The 17,515-nt window shown below is 60.8% G+C and carries 16 protein-coding genes; 1 reads left to right on the forward strand and 15 read right to left on the reverse strand.

The genetic code is table 11. The features are described 5' to 3' along the window. The first annotated feature begins 34 nt into the window (after positions 1-34). Positions 35-496 (forward strand): DUF3574 domain-containing protein, encoded by a 462-nt coding sequence (locus tag ACOYXE_RS09555; protein WP_460928890.1) that lies wholly within the window; start codon positions 35-37, stop codon positions 494-496. Positions 497-649: 153 nt separating this feature from the next. Here the strand turns inward: ACOYXE_RS09555 and ACOYXE_RS09560 are convergent, their stop codons facing one another. The 15 genes from ACOYXE_RS09560 to benC all read right to left on the reverse strand — a co-directional run bounded on the left by ACOYXE_RS09560 (position 650) and on the right by benC (position 17,506). Next, positions 650-2,050, reverse strand: coding sequence for an APC family permease (locus ACOYXE_RS09560; RefSeq protein ID WP_405123965.1), 1,401 nt, complete (start codon positions 2,048-2,050; stop codon positions 650-652). After that, positions 2,040-4,427, reverse strand: coding sequence for a TonB-dependent receptor plug domain-containing protein (locus ACOYXE_RS09565; RefSeq protein ID WP_460928892.1), 2,388 nt, complete (start codon positions 4,425-4,427; stop codon positions 2,040-2,042). Before ACOYXE_RS09565 ends, ACOYXE_RS09560 begins: the two co-directional genes overlap by 11 nt. Before the next feature lie 432 nt (positions 4,428-4,859). Further along, a complete protein-coding gene (locus ACOYXE_RS09570) occupies positions 4,860-5,525 on the reverse strand; it encodes a sulfite oxidase-like oxidoreductase (RefSeq protein WP_460928894.1) in 666 nt (221 codons plus the stop codon). Between the two features lie 147 nt (positions 5,526-5,672). Further along, positions 5,673-6,728, reverse strand: a complete 1,056-nt coding sequence (locus ACOYXE_RS09575; RefSeq protein ID WP_460928896.1) for a substrate-binding domain-containing protein — start codon at positions 6,726-6,728, stop codon at positions 5,673-5,675. Between the two features lie 23 nt (positions 6,729-6,751). Further along, positions 6,752-7,777, reverse strand: a complete 1,026-nt coding sequence (locus tag ACOYXE_RS09580) for an ABC transporter permease (RefSeq protein WP_160057549.1) — start codon at positions 7,775-7,777, stop codon at positions 6,752-6,754. Then, positions 7,770-9,326, reverse strand: a complete 1,557-nt coding sequence (locus ACOYXE_RS09585) for a sugar ABC transporter ATP-binding protein (RefSeq protein WP_460928898.1) — start codon at positions 9,324-9,326, stop codon at positions 7,770-7,772. Before ACOYXE_RS09585 ends, ACOYXE_RS09580 begins: the two co-directional genes overlap by 8 nt. 8 nt (positions 9,327-9,334) lie before the next feature. Further along, entirely contained in the window at positions 9,335-10,006 is a 672-nt protein-coding gene (locus tag ACOYXE_RS09590) for a methionine ABC transporter permease (RefSeq protein WP_316916576.1), read from the reverse strand. Beyond that, a complete protein-coding gene (locus tag ACOYXE_RS09595; RefSeq protein WP_160057546.1) occupies positions 10,003-10,803 on the reverse strand; it encodes a methionine ABC transporter ATP-binding protein in 801 nt (266 codons plus the stop codon). Before ACOYXE_RS09595 ends, ACOYXE_RS09590 begins: the two co-directional genes overlap by 4 nt. Next, positions 10,800-11,609 carry a MetQ/NlpA family ABC transporter substrate-binding protein gene (locus ACOYXE_RS09600; RefSeq protein ID WP_460928901.1) on the reverse strand — a complete coding sequence of 270 codons (810 nt, stop codon included), beginning with the start codon at positions 11,607-11,609 and terminating at the stop codon, positions 10,800-10,802. Before ACOYXE_RS09600 ends, ACOYXE_RS09595 begins: the two co-directional genes overlap by 4 nt. Before the next feature lie 27 nt (positions 11,610-11,636). Beyond that, positions 11,637-12,683 (reverse strand): isopenicillin N synthase family dioxygenase, encoded by a 1,047-nt coding sequence (locus tag ACOYXE_RS09605; RefSeq protein ID WP_160057545.1) that lies wholly within the window; start codon positions 12,681-12,683, stop codon positions 11,637-11,639. 496 nt (positions 12,684-13,179) lie between these two features. Then, positions 13,180-14,097 carry a catechol 1,2-dioxygenase gene (catA, locus tag ACOYXE_RS09610; RefSeq protein ID WP_460928903.1) on the reverse strand — a complete coding sequence of 306 codons (918 nt, stop codon included), beginning with the start codon at positions 14,095-14,097 and terminating at the stop codon, positions 13,180-13,182. Between the two features lie 163 nt (positions 14,098-14,260). Further along, positions 14,261-14,551 carry a muconolactone Delta-isomerase gene (gene catC, locus ACOYXE_RS09615; protein ID WP_460928905.1) on the reverse strand — a complete coding sequence of 97 codons (291 nt, stop codon included), beginning with the start codon at positions 14,549-14,551 and terminating at the stop codon, positions 14,261-14,263. Between the two features lie 15 nt (positions 14,552-14,566). Beyond that, on the reverse strand, positions 14,567-15,688 hold the full coding sequence (locus ACOYXE_RS09620) for a muconate cycloisomerase family protein (RefSeq protein WP_460928907.1): 1,122 nt from the start codon (positions 15,686-15,688) through the stop codon (positions 14,567-14,569). Between the two features lie 22 nt (positions 15,689-15,710). Beyond that, complete coding sequence (locus ACOYXE_RS09625; protein WP_460928909.1) at positions 15,711-16,472, reverse strand: 1,6-dihydroxycyclohexa-2,4-diene-1-carboxylate dehydrogenase; 762 nt, start codon at positions 16,470-16,472, stop codon at positions 15,711-15,713. Between the two features lie 20 nt (positions 16,473-16,492). After that, positions 16,493-17,506 carry a benzoate 1,2-dioxygenase electron transfer component BenC gene (gene benC, locus ACOYXE_RS09630; RefSeq protein ID WP_460928911.1) on the reverse strand — a complete coding sequence of 338 codons (1,014 nt, stop codon included), beginning with the start codon at positions 17,504-17,506 and terminating at the stop codon, positions 16,493-16,495. Between the last annotated feature and the right edge of the window lie 9 nt (positions 17,507-17,515).

Here is a 17,515-nt window from a genome sequence, read left to right on the forward strand (position 1 = left end):
GAGCGGTTTACTCATCGTTCAATAAGGATGTTCCATGCCTCGACGTTTTCTACTGGCGGCGCTGTTCCTCGCCGTCGCCGGTTGTGCCAGCCCTCCTCCTGCGTCCGTTCACACCCATGACCCCGCCAGTTCGACCCTGCAATGCGATGCTTCACGGCCGGCGCAGGCGCAGTGGATTCGCACCGAGTTGTACTTCTCCGTGGGTTCGATCGATGGCAAGGAAGGTGCGGTCAGCCCGGCGCGCTGGCGCGAGTTTCTTGATCAGGAGGTTACGTCGCGGTTTCCTGATGGATTCAGTGTGCTTGATGCTTATGGGCAGTGGCGGGATAAGGGCGCGAAGGAGCCTGAGCGCTTGAGCACCAAGGTGATTGTGATTTTGCATGAAAATAGTGCGAAGAATGGGGCCAGCATCGAAGCGATTCGTTTGGCTTACAAGCGTATTACGGGGGACTTGTCGGTGCTGCGGTTGTCGCAGCCGGCGGAGGTGTCCTTCTAGAATCAGAAGCCCCTCACCCTAGCCCTCTCCCAAAGGGAGAGGGAACCGATCCGGGGATATTGGAGAAGTACGCCGACCTGAACGTACTTCACTGAATCCATAATCGGCTTCGACCAGTATTTGCTTCACTGAATCCATAATCAACTCGGTCTTTCAGGTCGATGTATCCCCCAAGACACCTCGATCGGCCCCCTCTCCCTCTGGGAGAGGGCTGGGGTGAGGGTTTAGCGTCAGTCGGCTCAACCCGGCCAACAGCACCAAGCCCACCAGCAACACCGCAATCCCCAAAAATGCCCCAAACCCCACCACCGTCACGCTGGAATACAGCATGTACAGGCACAACCCGAAAAACAGCAGCGGCAACAGCGGATACAACGGCACCTTCACCGGCCTCGGCACCTCAGGAAAGCGCCGTCGCAGGATGATCAGCGCTACGCTGCTCAAACTCAGAAACAGCCAATAAACCGGGGTCAGGTACTCGACCATGGTGTTGAAGCCGCTCTGAGTAAAACTGCCAAACAGCACCAGCAACAATGCCACCGCTCCTTCCGCCAGTAACGCTTTGCGCGGTACACCATGGCGGTCATCCCAGGCGCCGAAGCTGCGCAGTTGTGGCACATCGCGCGCAGCAGCGTAAGTGGTGCGAGCGCCGACCAGCAGGGTCGAGTTGATGGTCGCGATCGCGGCGATACCGACCATCAGCAAAATCAGCATGACACCCGGTGCACCGAAAGCACGGTTCAACAACTCAACCGCCGGTGCATTGCTGGCGGCCAGTCCAGCGAATCCCAAGCCCTGAACGAACGCCCAATTGAGCGCCAGATAGATCGCCATCAACACGCTCAGCGCACCGAGCATGGCGATGAAAATCCCCCGCCGGCCATCACGCACTTCCGCCGACAACGTCGCCGCATCGCTCCAGCCGCCGAATGCCAGAAAGACGAAAATCATCGCCGCCGAGAACCCGGCCATGCCGGTGTTTTGCGCGACGGGCGCAAGACTCGGCGCAGGCGCTTCGATACCTTGCCAGGCCAGAAAAACACCGGCACTGGCGATGCTCAAAAAACCCAGCGCCAGCAGCCCCACCAACAAGGTCTGGGTAATAAAACCAGTGTGTTTACCGATGAGATTAAGCGACACCAATGCCGCAATCACCGCCCCGGCAAACAACCCGGAGCCGTACTGCCCCAGCGGCACCACCGCATCGACGTAATCGGCAAACATGAACGCCGATAACGCTATCCACCCGGTGTGCATCACCGAAAACCGCGACCAGGCGAACAAGAATCCCATGCGTTCGCCATACGCCGTGCGCAGAAAGTGATAGTCGCCGCCCGGATGCGGAAACGCCGTGGCCATCTCTGCAAAACACAGCGCGCCAATCATCGACGCGACGCCGCCCAGCACCCACACCAGGTAGAAATGCTCCGGCCCGACATTGAGGGCCACGGTCGGCGCGGTTTTCAGGATGTCGGTGGTGATCACCATGCCCAGCGTGATCAGCAACGCCTGAAACACCGGCAGATGCCGCCCCGGCCCCGCGTCAGAAACCATAGGTGACGCGGGCGTAGTAGTAGGCGCCGTTGGTGCCGATTGGCGAGAGCACGTCGTACGGCAGGTTGCCGCCGTAGTTGATCGCCGAACCGGAACGTTCCGGGTAGTTGTCGGTGAGGTTGTTGCCGCCCACGGCAATGTTGAATTTCGGGGTGAATTTGTAGGCCACCTCGGCGTCCAGCTGCCACACCGCGCCGTAAGTTTGCTCCGGTTGCGAATCGCCGAAATCGAACACGCGAGTGGTCTCGCCCTGGCGGGTCAGACGCCCGAGCAAGCCCCAATGCTCGCTGGCCCAATTGGCGGAAAAGATGAAGCGATCCTTCGGCGCCGCGTCGGTCAGGGTGTTGGTTTCTTCGACACCAACGAGCGCGTCATTGCCAACGCCCAGCGCCGTCAGTTGCGACGGCGTGCCTTTGGTGCTGGTGACTTTGGTGTGGTTGTAGGTGTACGCGGTGGTCAGGCCCAGTTGCCCTTCGTAGAACGGTTGGTGGTAGTTGAGCACCAATTCGGCACCGTCGGTGCTGGTGTCCGCCGCGTTGGTGAAGAAGTTGACGTCGTGCACGCCAGCAACGCCGAAGTTGTCGTTGATGTAGTTTTCCAGAGCATCGCTGCCAATGCGTTGCGACAGGGTGATGCGGTCTTTGACGTCGATGCGGAACACGTCCAGCGACGCGTCGAAGCGTTCGTTCAACTGGAAAGTCAGGCCAAGGCTAAAGTTCTTCGAGGTTTCCGGATCGAGTTTTTCAGCGCCCAGTGCGCGGGCGATCGGGTCGTTGACCGAGAGCACGCGGATGTCAGTCAGCGTGCCGCCATCGCCGAAGTTACTGGTGGTGTTCTGGAAGCCACTTTGCGCCAGCGACGGTGCACGGAAGTTGTTCGACACCGCACCGCGCAAGGCCCATTGCTCGGTGAGCTTGTAGCGACCGCTGAGTTTGCCGGTGAGTTTGCTGCCGGCATCGTCGTAATGCTCCCAGCGCGTAGCGGCGTCAACGAAGAAGCGGTCGGTGAGATCGCCGGAAAACTCGGCGTAAGTACCGAACACGTTGCGATCCAGATCCGATTCTTCGCTCGGGCGCAGGCCATTGGCGCCGTCGGCACCGGAGCCGATGTAGGAGGCCTCGTCACCGGCATAGGTCAGGTAGTTTTCGTAGCGGTATTCGCCGCCAACCGCGAGTACGAAGGAGCGCTCACCGAGACGCAGTTCGCGGCTCAAGTCGAGGTTGCTGGTGGTCTGGCGCAGCTCGTAATCGCCGGTGTCGAACTTCGTCGGTGAGTCTTCGCCGAGACTGGCGTTGAGCGTGTGCCGGGTCGATCCGTCGAAGCGGTTGCGACCGTGGGTGACGCTGCTGTCGAAGTCCCACTCGTCACCGATCAGGCCTTTGAAACCGGCGGTGGCGGAGATGTCTTTGTTGTCGCCGAGCGATTGCGGCAAGTAGCCGTTGGGGTAGAACTGCGGCTGTTCGTACGGGTAGCGATAGAACTCGGCGCCGGTGGTGTGGCGCTGGTTATAGGTGCCGAAGCTGTAGGCCTTGCCGCCGGCCAGTGGCAACTCACTGTTGAACCAGAGGTTGACGTCGCGCGCGACGCCGTCGCCCATCACATAGTTGCGCTGGCCAGGGCTGTCGGCAAAACCGTCGAAACCAGCGCGGTTGGTGGGGTTGCGATCCTTGTATTCGGTGCCGCCACGGATAAACCCGCCCTCCTCGCCCAAACGCGTGCCGATCTTCGCCGTGGTCACGCTGTTCTGGCCGTCGGTGGTGGTCTTGTCGATCGCGTCCTGACGGGTGTGATAGGCGCCATAACTGGTCGACACCTCACCGCCCTCGGGGGCGTCGTCGAGGATAATGTTGATCACCCCAGCAATCGCGTCGGAGCCGTACTGCGCGCCGGCACCGTCACGCAGCACTTCGATGCGTTTGATCGCGCTGATCGGTATCGAGTTGAAATCCACGGGGGCAGTACCGCGACCGATCTTCGACGAATCGTTGACCACCGCCGACGTGTGGCGGCGCTTGCCGTTGACCAGTACCAGCACCTGATCCGGGCTCATGCCGCGCAGTTGCGCCGCACGCACATGGTCGGCGCCGCCGGAGTTGGATTGGCGCGGCAGGCTGAAGGATGGCAACAAAGTCTGCAATGCCGCGCCCAGTTCACCGTCAGCGGCGCCGGCGGATTTGAGGTCTTCAGCGGTGAGCACATCGACCGGCACCGGCGAATCCAGCACGGTGCGCGAAGTGCCACGGGTGCCGGTGACCAACACGGTACCAAGTCGGGATTCGCTGTCAGCGCTTGCCGAAGTTTCTTCGGCGTTGGCCGGAAGTTGCCAGATAGCGGACACGACAGCAGCCGCCAGTAATGAACGGGAACGGTAATGCATATAACAGCTCCTTGAATCGCAGTTAATACCCGGCCGTTGCCGACAATAAAAGTTCGGCAAGCAATGCGCGGAAATGTCTGCTGTAGTTTTGGATTTCTGGAAGGCAGTGAAGGCTTTTTTACGGTGAGTTGCAGTTTCCCCAGCGTGAGACGTTTCCCCTTGAAAGCCGATGCTAGACGAGCTGCCGTCGATCGCAAAAGAACCAATAACGCTTAGGTTAGATCGCTCTAAAAAGTTGTTCTTAGTTCAACAGAAGTGTTGCTGAGCCAACACCTGAACCAACCAACACCAATTTTTTATATTGAAATGCAGTCCCCCTGTAGGAGTGAGCCTGCTCGCGATAGCGGTACATCTGTCGACATCACCGTTGAATTTAAAACCGCTATCGCGAGCAGGCTCACTCCTACAGTTTTGATCTGCGTCGGGCACTACTTAGTCGAACTCTTTTTCCAGCCAGGCATTCTCGGCAATATCCAGTTCATCCCCACTGAAACGCTGTTCGGCAAACGGATCGGCGTGCAGATGAAAGCCATTCTGCTCCCAGAACCCCGGTTGTTCCTGCTCGACGAATTCAAGCCCGCGCAGCCACTTCGCGCTCTTCCAGAAATACCGCCCCGCCACCACCAGCCGCAGTGGCCAGCCATGTTGTGCGGTCAGCGGTTGGCCGGCGTAATGGGTGGCCAGCAGACTGCCCGGATGCAACAGATCGTCGAGTCGCAAGTTGGTCTGGTAATCGTGGTCGGCATGGGCCATGACAAAATCCGATGTTGGCTGGATATCAAATGCCTGCAACAGGTCCTGCAGATGCACCCCGCTCCACTCGGTGTCGAACGTCGACCAGCGCGTCACGCAATGGATGTCGCAACGCAGTTTTCGTTGCGGCAATGCCTGCAGATCGGCGTAACGTAATTCGATTGGCTGGGGGAGCGTGCCGAACAGGCGTAGCGACCAGTTGGCGAGGTCATATTCCGGTACATCGCCTTCGTGGAGGATTGGAAATCGCTCCGTCAGTACCTGGCCTGGGGGTAGTCGTTCACCGAACGCCGGATCGGCTTTCGGCGAACGGCTTTTACGTAAGCGTGAGGCTTTGTTGTGCATAGTCACTCCATTTTCAAGGGCGCCCCCCATTCCCTGTAGGAGAGAGCCTGCTCGCGATAGCGCTGGGTCAGGCGCCAAAGATGTCGACAGACCTGACGCCATCGCGAGCAGGCGAAGGCCTACAGGGGATCGTTGTCGGCGGAGGATCTAGTTGGCCACTGGAATCCACGACGCCCGCGCAACATTCGCGGTATCACCGAAGCTGGGGAGTTTCTGCGCCAGATCACGAACATTCTTCACATCCAGATCCAGCAACTGCTGGCGGGTAATCAACGTCGGCGGTACCAGCACCTGATGCCCCGGGTTTTCCCCGGCAATCAACATCGCCAGACTGCGCACGCTGATCGCCCCGGCGACTTGCGGATTGACCGCCGCCGTCGCCGCCCAGGCACTGTCCGGTTCTTTCATGATCTGAATATCGGCGGTGGAAATATCGGCGCTGTAGATCTTCACCTTGCTGGTCAGCCCAGCCTCATCGACGGCGATTTTCGCACCTTTGGCGAACTCATCGAACGGTGCGAAGATCACGCTGATGCCTGGATTGGCTCGAAGCACGGCGCTGGCCTGATCCGCCACCGAGTTGGCAATCGGCGGATTCAGCGTGCCAAAGCGTGCCTTCTCGACGATCCCCGGATTGGCTTTCTTCACCTGACTCCAGATTTCATCGCGGCGCTCCATCGGCGTAAAGCCGCTAATGTACACGTAGCCGGCATCAAACTTTGTGCCGTTGTCCTTGATGGCCTGATCCAGTGCCAGACGCGCCAGCGCATGGTGATCCTGCTCGACCTGAGTCACTTGCGGGGTGTTCAGATCGACATCGAAAGCGACGACTTTGATGCCTTTGGCGATGGCCCGATCGATCGGCGCTTTCAGGGTTTCGGCCAGGCCGAGCTGGACGATGATGCCGTCGACGCCGAGATCGACCGCCTGATCGATCATCTCGCCCTGACTCGCCGCTTGCTGCCGGGCATCGAATACCCGCAGGTTGGCACCCAGCGCTTCGGTCTGTTTTTCGACGCCGCGCAAATACGCCTCGGGGAAGTCCCCGGAGAACAAATATCCCACCAGCGCGATCTGCACCTGACCTTTATCGAACGGTGCCGGCGCACCTGGCAAGGCTTTAGCCTGAGCGCCCAGCGCCACTGCCGAGAGCAACGCACCAGCGAGGCATTGACGGGCGAACTGTGTGATTGAACCGTGCATGCAACTTCCTTGAATAAAGCGGCTCAACGCGCCCGATGCGCGAGGCCGAACGTGAACATCAGGGCCAGCACCAGCACCAGTCCCTTGACGAAATCCTGCGCGTAATACGGCGCGTTGAGCATGGTCAGGCCATTGAGCAGCGCCGCCACCAGCAGCGCCCCGACCAGGGTGCCGAAGGCATTGGGCTTCTTCGCACCGAGCACGGCAAAACCGATCAGCGCCGCGCCGAGAGCATCCAGCACCAGACCGTTGCCCGAACTGACATCGCCGCGACCCAGGCGCGCTGCCAGCAACAACCCGCCGAGCGATGCGAGCAACGCCGAGAGCACGTAAGCCAACAACTTGAAGCGCTGCACCGGAGCACCGGCCAGACGCGCCGCTTGCTCGTTGCCGCCGATCGCATAGAACAAACGACCAATGCGCGTACGTTCGAGAAACAGCCACACCGCCACTGCTACCACCGCCGTGATCAACACCGGAATCGGCACCACCTCCCACAACCGTCCACGCCCCAGCGCCAGAAACGCAGCACTGAACGTACCTTCGGTTTCCTCACCGCTGGGCAGCGTCATGCCTACCGCAATCGAGCGCCCGCCAGTGGGAATCAGCTGCACGCCGATCACCAGAAACATGCTGCCCAGCGTCGCGAGAATGTCCGGCACCCGCAGTTTGACAATCAGCCAACCGTTGAGCAGGCCGACCAGCGCACCGCCCGCCAGACTGATCAACACCGCCGGCACCGCGCCCCAGCCGAGCACGACCATCACGTAACTGGCGATCATCAGGCTCATCGCCGCCACCGCGCCAATCGACAGATCGAGACCGCCGACCGCCATGGTCAGCGTCACGCCGAGCGCCAGCAGCGCGACAATCGAAACCGATTGCAGGATGCTGAACAGATTGCCGACTCGCAGGAATGCCGGCTCGGCCACACTGAAAAACACCACGATCAGCGCCAGCAGCCATAACAGACCATAGCGGATCAGCCCGTGCAGCAGACGTTCGGCGCGTGCCGGCTCGGTCGATAACAGTAAACTTGAATCAGGCACTCGCTCTGCTCCTTGGCGTGGCTTGAGGGGAATGTTCGGTCACGTCGCTGCCGGCCAGTGCAGCGACCAGATCAGCACGATTGAGGCCGGCACGCGGGTACTCGACGACCACGGCGTGATCGCGCACCAGCAGAATGCGGTCGGCAATTTCCAGGGCTTCATCGACGTCGGCGCAAATCACTAAAGTCGCGCGCCCCTCGGCGCTGTCGCGCAGCAGTTGGCCGATGTCGCGGCGGGCGCGCACGTCGACGCCTTGAAAGGGTTCATCAAGGATCAATACCCGCCCTTCGCCGAGCAGCCAGCGGCCGAGCACGACTTTCTGTTGATTGCCGCCCGACAACGCGCTCATCGGCACATCGATGCCGGCAGTCTTGATCCCCAGCGCCGCCACTTGTGCCTCGACCGCTGCGGCCTCGGCGCGGTTGCGGATAAAACCGCCACGTGTGAAGCGCTCCAGAAACGGCAAGGTCAACGTCCGGCGCAGGGAAAAATCCGCCACCATCGACTGACTGGCGCGGTCTTCGGCAGCAAAGAACACCCCGCTTTGAATGGCCTGGCGCGGTGAGTCCGCACGCCAGTCAGCGTTATCCAGTTGCACGCGGCCCGAGGTCGCTTTACGCAGGCCGAACAGCACCTCGGCGATTTCACTTTTACCGGCGCCCAACAGCCCAGTGAGCACCACCACTTCGTTTTCGTGCAGTGTCAGGTCGAACGCGGCGGAGCGCGGCAGAATTTGCATGGCGTTGAGTTTCAACACCTCGCGCCCGGCCACGCACGGCTGATAAACATGCTCGGCCAGCGCCTGCCCGAGCATGGCGCTCACCGCTTCCGGCAATTGCCGAGCGGTGAACTCACCCGCGAACTGACCATCACGCAGAACGATGGCGCGATCCGCCACGCGTTGCAGGTCGGAGAGTCGATGGGAGATGTACAGAATTGCCACGCCGCGATTGCGCAAGGTGTCGATCAATCCAAACAGCCGCTGCGCCTCGGCATCGGAAAGCGCCGCCGTCGGCTCATCCAGAATCAGCAGGCGCGGCTGCAAAGCCAAGGCTCGAGCGAGCACCACCAATTGCCGTTCGGCCTGACCGAGATGCTCGATTGGCTGCTCCAGCGGCAAGGTCAAACCCAGCCCGGCGGCGATGCTCGCGGCGCGTTCCAGCAGGCGTTTGCGATTGAGCCAGAAGTCCGCGTCTGGCTTGCACAGTTCATCGAGCAGGAGGTTTTCCGCGACGCTCAAACCGGGTGCAATGCCCTCGTTGATCTGTTGATGCACCGCGACAATGCCGAAGCGCCGCGCCGACAGCGGCGAGCTGAAATGCCGTGGCGCGCCTTCCAGCCAGATCTCGCCAGCGTCGGCAGTCTGGCTGCCCGCGAGGATCTTCACCAGGGTCGACTTGCCCGCGCCATTGGCACCGAGCAGCGCCACTACTTCGGCGGGATAGATGTCCAGGCTGACGGCATCCAGCGCCCGGCTCGCGCCAAATATTTTGCTCAACTCACGCACACGAATCAGTGGCTCGCGAACTACAGCGACCGGCACACTCATACAAATCCTTAGCGGCGATGCGCCAGCGAACGAACCAATCGATCACCCAGGCTTTGCACGCCTTGGACGAGGATCACCAACACCACCACCGTGGCCACCATCACTTCATTGTTGAACCGCTGATAGCCGTAACGGATCGCCAGATCACCGAGCCCGCCGCCACCGATCACCCCGGCCATCGAGGAAAAACCGATCAGCATCACCAGCGTCAAGGTGATCCCGGCCAGCAATGCCGGCAGCGCTTCGGGCAACAACACTTTGAAAATCACATGGCCGATGTCGCCGCCCATGGCGAGAATCGCTTCGATGCGGCCCTTGTCGACTTCGTCCAGCGCGTTTTCGACGATGCGGGCGAAGAACGGAAACGCGCCGATGGTGATCGGCACCACAGCGGCGGTGCTGCCCAGCGTTGTGCCGACCACCAGCCGTGTCAGCGGGATCAGGGCAATCAGCATCACCACGAATGGCAGTGAGCGGCCGAGGTTGACCACGCCACCCAGCGCGGCATTCAAGCGTGGCATCGGCAACAATCCGTCACGACGGCTGATAAACAGCAACACGCCCAGCGGCAAGCCGATCAGCAGCGTAAACAGCCCCGCAAGCAGGACCATGTACAGGGTTTCACCGGTGGCGTTGAACACCAGTTGCAGGATTTCATCCCAATTGACCGTGCGGTTCATGAATGCGCCGCCCGTACGCCGTATTGTTTAAGAAAACTCAGGCCCGGCTCAGCGTGACCCAGTGGCAAGCCGCAGGTCGGCCGCAGCGAAGCGCCCAGTTGCGATTGCGCATCGGCCAGCAGCCTTGGCACCGGCCCGGCTTCGACCAGACGTCCGTTGGCCATGAACGCAGCGTGATCGCAGATCGACTTGACCACCTCCAGTTCATGGGTGATCAACACGATGGTCACGCCCAATTGCCGATTGATGTCGCGAAGCAATTGCAGGATCGATTCGGTGGTCTCTGGGTCGAGCGCACTGGTGGCCTCGTCCGAGAGCAGGTACGCCGGCTCTGCGGCGAGGGCGCGGGCAATGCCGACGCGCTGTTTCTGGCCGCCGGACAATTGCGACGGGAAGGCCTGCGCCTTGTCACTTAAACCGACCAGTTCCAGTAATTCGCGAACCCGCACATGGCGCCACGGTTTGCCGATATTGGCAATCTCCAGCGGCACCGCGATGTTGTCGAACACCGTGCGCGAATGCAGCAGGTTGAAGCCCTGGAAGATCATGCCGATGCGCTGGCGTTGTTTGCGCAGGTCACTGTCGGACAGCGTCAGCAGATCCACACCGTCAATCAGAATCCGGCCGCTGTCCGGACGTTCGAGCAGATTGAGACAGCGCAGCAGCGTCGACTTGCCCGCCCCGCTACGCCCGAGAATCCCGAAGACCGCACCGTCGGGAATGCTCAGCGAGACCTGATCGAGTGCCGGTTGCGCGGCCGAAGGATACGTCTTGCTCAACTGCTCGACGGCGATCATGGCTTGCTGCCCGCCACCGGAATCACTGAACCGGCAAAGTTGTCGGTGATGTATTTGGCGACTTCTGGCGAAGTCAGGTCCTTGGCCAGTTGCGCGATACGCGGGTCGTGCTCCAGCTTCGGCGTGGTCACCAGAATATTGGCGTAGGGGTTGTGCTCGGCTTTCTCCAGGTCCAAGGCATCCTTGGCTGGCACCAAGCCTGCGTCGAGCGCGTAGTTGCCGTTGATCACGGCCAGATCGACGTCGTCCAGCGAGCGCGGAATCTGCGGTGATTCGATTTCGAGAATCTTCAGCTGTTTCGGGTTCTCGGCGATGTCCTTGGGCGTTGCCTGATCGGCCGCCGGGTCATTGAAACCGGATTTGAGTTTGATCAGGCCGTTGTCCTGCAACAGGTACAGCGCGCGGCTCAGGTTGGTGACGTTGTTGGGCACGGCGACGGTGCCTTTTACCGGCACGTCGGCGAAGCTTTTGTGCCGGTGCGAGTAGATGCCCAAGGGTTCGATATGCACCGTGGCCGCCACCGCAAGTTTCTCGCCGAGGGCCTTTTCCTGGGATTTCAGGTACGGCAGGTGCTGGAAGTAATTGGCGTCGACATCACCGTGCACCAACAGCTCATTGGAGTTCACCCCGTTGGGGATCTCGATGACTTTGAGATTCAGCTGCGGATCGATTTTCTGGATGTACGCCAGAATCTGCGCGTGGGGCACCGGGTCGGCGGCCACGCGCAACGGCTCCAGCGCCTGCGCACCGAACGACGTCACTAGTGCGCCGAGCACGGCCAGGGTCAAACCTGCTTTCTTGATCATGTGCGGAGTCCTTGAGCGAGTGATGAGTCAGGCGGATTTGCGAACCGGCGGTGGCGGCAGCAGCGCATCGGCGTAGAAGCGCTGCGCGACATCGGGATGCGAGCGCAAACGACCCTTGAGGTAGTTCCAGCCGACATCGCGAAACAGCGGATTGAGCGGATCACTCGCCGGCCCGCGCGCCTCGCGCAACAGTGCAGTAGGCAGCGGATACAGCGGCACCACGGCGTCCAGTTGCGCGCCGAGGAAGAACGCGACCGACAGGCGTTCGCTACCCGCCGGTGGCGAAACCACGCGATGCACCGTGGCCCGCAGATAACCGTTGCTGGCCAGTTCGAGCAGTTCGCCGATGTTCACCACCAGGGTGTTCTCACGCGGCAACGCGTCGATCCAGCGCCCCTCTTCGATCTCGACCTGCAGACCGGCCTGCTGGTCTTGCAGCAGGAAGCTGAGGAAACCGGAATCCTTGTGCGCGCCGACACCCTGGTGGCTCGACTCGCTGGACTGGCCGGGATAGCGCATCAACTTGATGTGTTCGTTGGGTTTGTCGCCGTAGAGCTGATCAAACGCGTCGGCCCGCAGCGACAGTGCCTGAGCGAACGCACGCAGCAGGCGCAACGACATCCGCGTCATCGCCTCTTGCCATTCCAGCAGCAAAGGTTTTAGTTCCGGCAGTGCCGCCGGCCATTGGTTGGGGCCTTGCAGCCGCGCCCAGAACGGGCTGTCCGCCGTCAATGGCAGCGCCTCGCGCTCGGCGCCCAGATCGAACTGTTCACGCAGATCAGGCTGGCCACGGGTGATCTCCGAGGCGGCACGGTTGTACCCGCGAAAGTGCGGTGAGTTGATCATGCCGACGGCGGTTTTCTCACTGTCGGGCAAGGCGAAGAATTGCCGGGCGTGGGCCTGCACCTGCTTGAGCAAGTCGCTGTCGATACCGTGGCCGGTCAGGTAGAAGAAGCCGACGTCGCGGGCGGCGTGGCGCAGGTTTTCGAGAAATTCGTAGCGCTGCTGAGCTGTGCCTTCGAACTGCGACAGGTCCAGCGTCGGTAATGCGGTGATATCGAGGGTATGCGGCATGATTCACTCCCGTGTGAATCAAACCTGAAGAACCTGTGATCGATTCAGCGTGTGCCGTCATGGCAATCGGGGTCTATCGGTTTGATGCGTTTTGATTCGTCGTTGCGACAAAACTAAACGATCTTAAAAATACGTAGCCAATATCTTTTTCGCATTACCTTAGGTCTGAATTCCCCTCACCCCAACCCTCTCCCGAGGAGAGGGAGCCGACCGAGTTGTCTTGCGGTATACATCGACCTGAACAACCGGGTTGGATTCGGCGAATATCGTTCACGTTGGCGTGACGCTCAAGATCACCTTGATCAGTTCCCCTCATCCCAGCCCTCTCCCAGAGGGAGAGGGAGCCGACCGTGTTGGCTTGCGGTGTACATCGACCTGAACAACCGGGTTGGATTCGGTACAAAGCGTTCAGGTCGACGTAGCGCTCTAGATCACCTCGGTCAGTCCCCTCTCCCTCTGGGAGAGGGTTAGGGTGAGGGGCACTGACGACTCGGTATCAAGCGTCCTGCAACGCACGCGGCCGTTGGCTGCGTTGTTCGGCACTGGCTTCAGGCGCCTGCTGCAACTGGAAGTCGAACTTCAGCTCCGCATAACGCCCCAAAACCGCGTCCTCACGGAACACCACTTCCCCGACCAAGCCTTCACGGGTCGCATAGGCGAAGTCATCCCACAGGTATTGATCGCCCGACAGATTGATCTGCGTGGTCAGGTGCCGATGCCCCGGTGCGCTGATGAAGAAATGCACATGGGCCGGGCGCTGGCCATGGCGGCCGAGCTGGTTCAGGCATTCCTGGGTCGGCCCTTGCGGGTCGCAGCCATAACCGGACGGAACGATGCTGCGAGCGCGGTAGCGGCCTTCGGCGTCAGTGATGATGCGTCGACGCAGGTTGTACTCGGACTGGCTCGGGTCGAAAAACGAGTACGTGCCCTTGGTGTTGGCGTGCCACAGATCAACGGTGGCACCGGCCAGCGGCTGGCCATGCAGATCGAACACTTGGCCTTCGAGGTGCATAACGGTGGCGACGCCCTCCTCGCTGCCGTCATCCATGCGGCACTCACCTTCGCACAACGGCGCGCCGGCCACGTACAGCGGGCCTTCGATGGTGCGTGGCGTGCCGCCGGTCAAGCCGATCTGTGCATCCTTGGCGTCCTGCAACAGGTCGAGAAAATGCTCGATTCCGAGGCCGGCGACCAGCAGCCCTGCTTCCGAGCGAGCGCCCAAACGGTTGAGATAGTCGACCGATTTCCAGAACTCGTCCTCGCTGATGTCGAGGTCTTCGATGATGTTGGCGCTGTCCTGCAAAATGCGCAGGACGATGGTTTTCAGCCGGGAGTTGCCGTCGACGTTGGCAAAACCGGCGGCTTCTTTGAAAAACGTTTGCAATTCGGCGGTGTGGGCAATTTTCACGGTCATGGTGGTTACCTCATCTTGTTGTTTTGTCGACGCAGTTCTTGAGTTCCAGCACCGTCCCTTGTAGGAGTGAGCCTGCTCGCGATAGCGGTCTGCCAGTTACCATCGATGCTGAATGACACACCGCTATCGCGAGCAGGCTCACTCCTACAGGGACCGGGTTGGGTCAGCGGTCGTCGCTGTGGATCGACGACGGATGCCGGCACAGGCCATCGACCTCGATGTCCATGTAGGGGAACAACGGCAGAAGCATCAGCGTGTCGTGCAGGGCCTCAACGCTCGGCACATCGAACACGCTGTAATTGGCGTAATGCCCGGCTATGCGCCATAGGTGTCGCCATACGCCGTCGCGTTGCAACCGTTGGGCCAGTTCCTTTTCGTCCGCCTTCAGCCGGGCGGCCAGCGACGGGTCCATATCGACGGGCAATTTCACGGTCATTTTTACGTGGAACAACATGCTGGTTCTCCTGATTCAGTGGCGACGAAAACGCGCCAGACGCTCTTCGTCCAGCGTCAGGCCAAGGCCCGGGGTTCGCGGGATGTGCAGGTGGAAATCGCGGTACTGCGGCGTTTCAATGACGATGTCTTCGGTCAGCAACAACGGGCCAAATAGCTCCGTGTCCCAGGTCAGCTGCTTGAGCGTGAGGAAGGCGTGCGCCGAGGCCAGCGTGCCGACGGAGCCTTCGAGCATGGTGCCGCCGTACAGCGCGATGCCGGCGGCCTCGGCGATCTGCGCGGTTCTGAGCACGGCACGCGGGCCGCCGTTCTTGGCGATTTTCAGGGCGAACACACTGGCAGCGCCGTCGGCGGCAAGGCTGAAAGCATCCTCGACGCTTTCGATCGATTCATCGGCCATGATCGGTGCCGGGCTGCGCTGATTCAGGCGAATCTGCCCTGAGCGGTTGACCCGCGAGATCGGCTGTTCAATCAGGTCGATGCCGTTGTCACCCAATACCTGACAGCCGCGAATCGCCTGGGATTCGTCCCAATACTGGTTAACGTCAACCCGCACACTGGCGCGCTCGCCCAAGGCTTTTTTGATCGCCACCACATGCTTGAGATCCTGCTCCAGCGGGTTGGCGCCGATCTTCAATTTGAAGATGCGATGGCGACGCGCTTCGAGCATTTGCTCGGCTTCAGCGATGTCGCGGGCGGTGTCGCCGCTGGCCAGGGTCCAGGCCACTTCTAGGCTGTCCCGTACGCGGCCGCCGAGCAGTTCGCTGACCGGCAGACCGAGGCGTTTGCCTTGCGCATCGAGCAGCGCGCTTTCGATGCCGGACTTGGCGAAAGTGTTGCCCTTGGCAATTTTGTCGAGCCGCTGCATCGCCGCGTTGATGTTGTTGGCCTCCATGCCTACCAGCGCCGGCGCCAGATGCGCATCGATATTGGCTTTGATGCTTTCCGGGCTTTCATAACCGTAAGCGAGGCCGCCAATGGTGGTGGCTTCGCCGATACCTTCAATGCCATCGCTGCAGCGCAGGCGCAGAATCACCAGGGTCTGCTTCTGCATCGTGTGCATCGCCAGTTTGTGCGGGCGGATGGTCGGCAGGTCGACGATGATCGTCGTCAGGTTTTCAATCAGGATTCGCTGCATTTCAATGTCCCTTGAAAACTAATCAACCGAGGTCGCCGCCACCAACCGGCAGAGTCACACCGGTGATGTAGGAAGCGTCGTCGGAGGCGAGAAAGAGGATCGCGCCAACCTGTTCGTCGAGGCTGCCGTAGCGTTTCATCAGGCTGCTGTCGAGGGTTTGCGCGACGATCTCCTGATACCAGGCCTGCTCCTGCGCCGACGGTTCGGCGGCATTGCGCGGGATCCGCCGGGGCGGTGCTTCGGTACCGCCCGGTGCGGTAGCGTTGACGCGAATCCCGCGCTCGGCGTTTTCAAAGGCCAGGCACGCGGTGAGCGCATTGATGCCGCCCTTGGCCGCGCCGTACGGCACGCGATTGACGCTGCGGGTAGCAATCGATGAAACGTTGACGATGGCGCCACGACCTTGCTTGAGCATGTACGGCAGCGCGGCGTGGCAACACCACAGCGTCGGGAACAGTGAGCGGCGCACTTCAGCCTCGATCTGTTCGACTTCGTAATGCTCGAAGGGCTTGGCCCAGATCGTGCCGCCGACGTTATTGATCAGGATGTCGAGTCGGCCGAAGGTGTTGATGGCTTCCGCCATCACCCGGGCGCAATCGGCGTATTGCTCAAGGTCAGCGGTCAGTGCGAGAACGCGCTCGCCTTGCAGCTCGTGAACCAGCTCTGAGCGGTCTACGGCGACCACTTGTGCGCCTTCGCGCAACAGGCGTTCGCACACGCGGCGGCCGATACCCTGCGCCGCGCCAGTGACCAGTGCGACCTTGTTGGAGAATCTGTTGTTCATGACAACCTCGAAAAAGGATTTCAGGCAGCCGCAGCGGCAAATTTTTCGTAGTAGAAATTCGCCGGGGTGATGCCCTGCTCGCGGATGTATTGGCTGACCGCCTCAACCATCGGCGGCGGCCCGCACAGGTACACGTCGACGTCGCCTTCATTGAGATGGCGCGGCTCGATGTGCTGGGTGACGTAACCCTTGAGCGGATGCGCGCTCTGCGGATTGGCCACGCACGCGCCGAAGCTGAAATTGGCGATACGTGCGGCAAAGGACTCGAGACGATCAAGTTCGACCAGATCGAAATCGTTGGTCACGCCGTAGATCAAATGCACGAGATGATCGCTGCCCTGCTCGGCGATCTTTTCCAGCATCGCGGTGAACGGTGCCAGGCCGGTGCCGCCAGCGAGCAGCAACAACGGCCGCTTGATCTCGCGCAGATAGAAGCTGCCCAAGGGACCGGCCAGCGTCATGCTGTCGCCAGCCTTGGCCAACCCGGTAAGGAAACTGCTCATCAAGCCGCCAGGCACGTTGCGAATCAGGAAGCTGACCTCGCCGTCCTTTTGCAACGAGCTGAAAGAATAGGCGCGACTCTGCGCGCTGCCCGGCACTTGCAGATTGACGTATTGACCCGGCAGAAACGCCAGTTTGCTCAGCGCCTCGCCCTTGATCGACAGCGCGATGGTGCTTTCGGACAACTGCCGGACATCGCTGATCGAGGCCTGGAAACTGGCCTGTTCGGTCTTGCACAGCTGCGAGCCTGCCGGCACTCGCACCACACAATCGCTTTCAGCGCGCATCTGGCAGGTCAGCACATAACCTTGTGCGAGTTCGTCGGCGCTCAAGGCGTCTTCGATGAAGTTGTCGCCCATGTCGTACCGCCCGGCCTCGGCGAAACATTTGCAGGTGCCGCAGGCGCCGTCACGGCAGTCCAGCGGGATGTTGATGCCTTGGCGATAAGCCGCATCGGCGACGGTTTCATGGCCGCCAGCCTCGATGAAACGGGTGACGCCGTCTTCAAAATTAAGCGCGATCTGGAAATTCATGGTGCACCT

The organism is Pseudomonas sp. MC6, assembly GCF_054790575.1.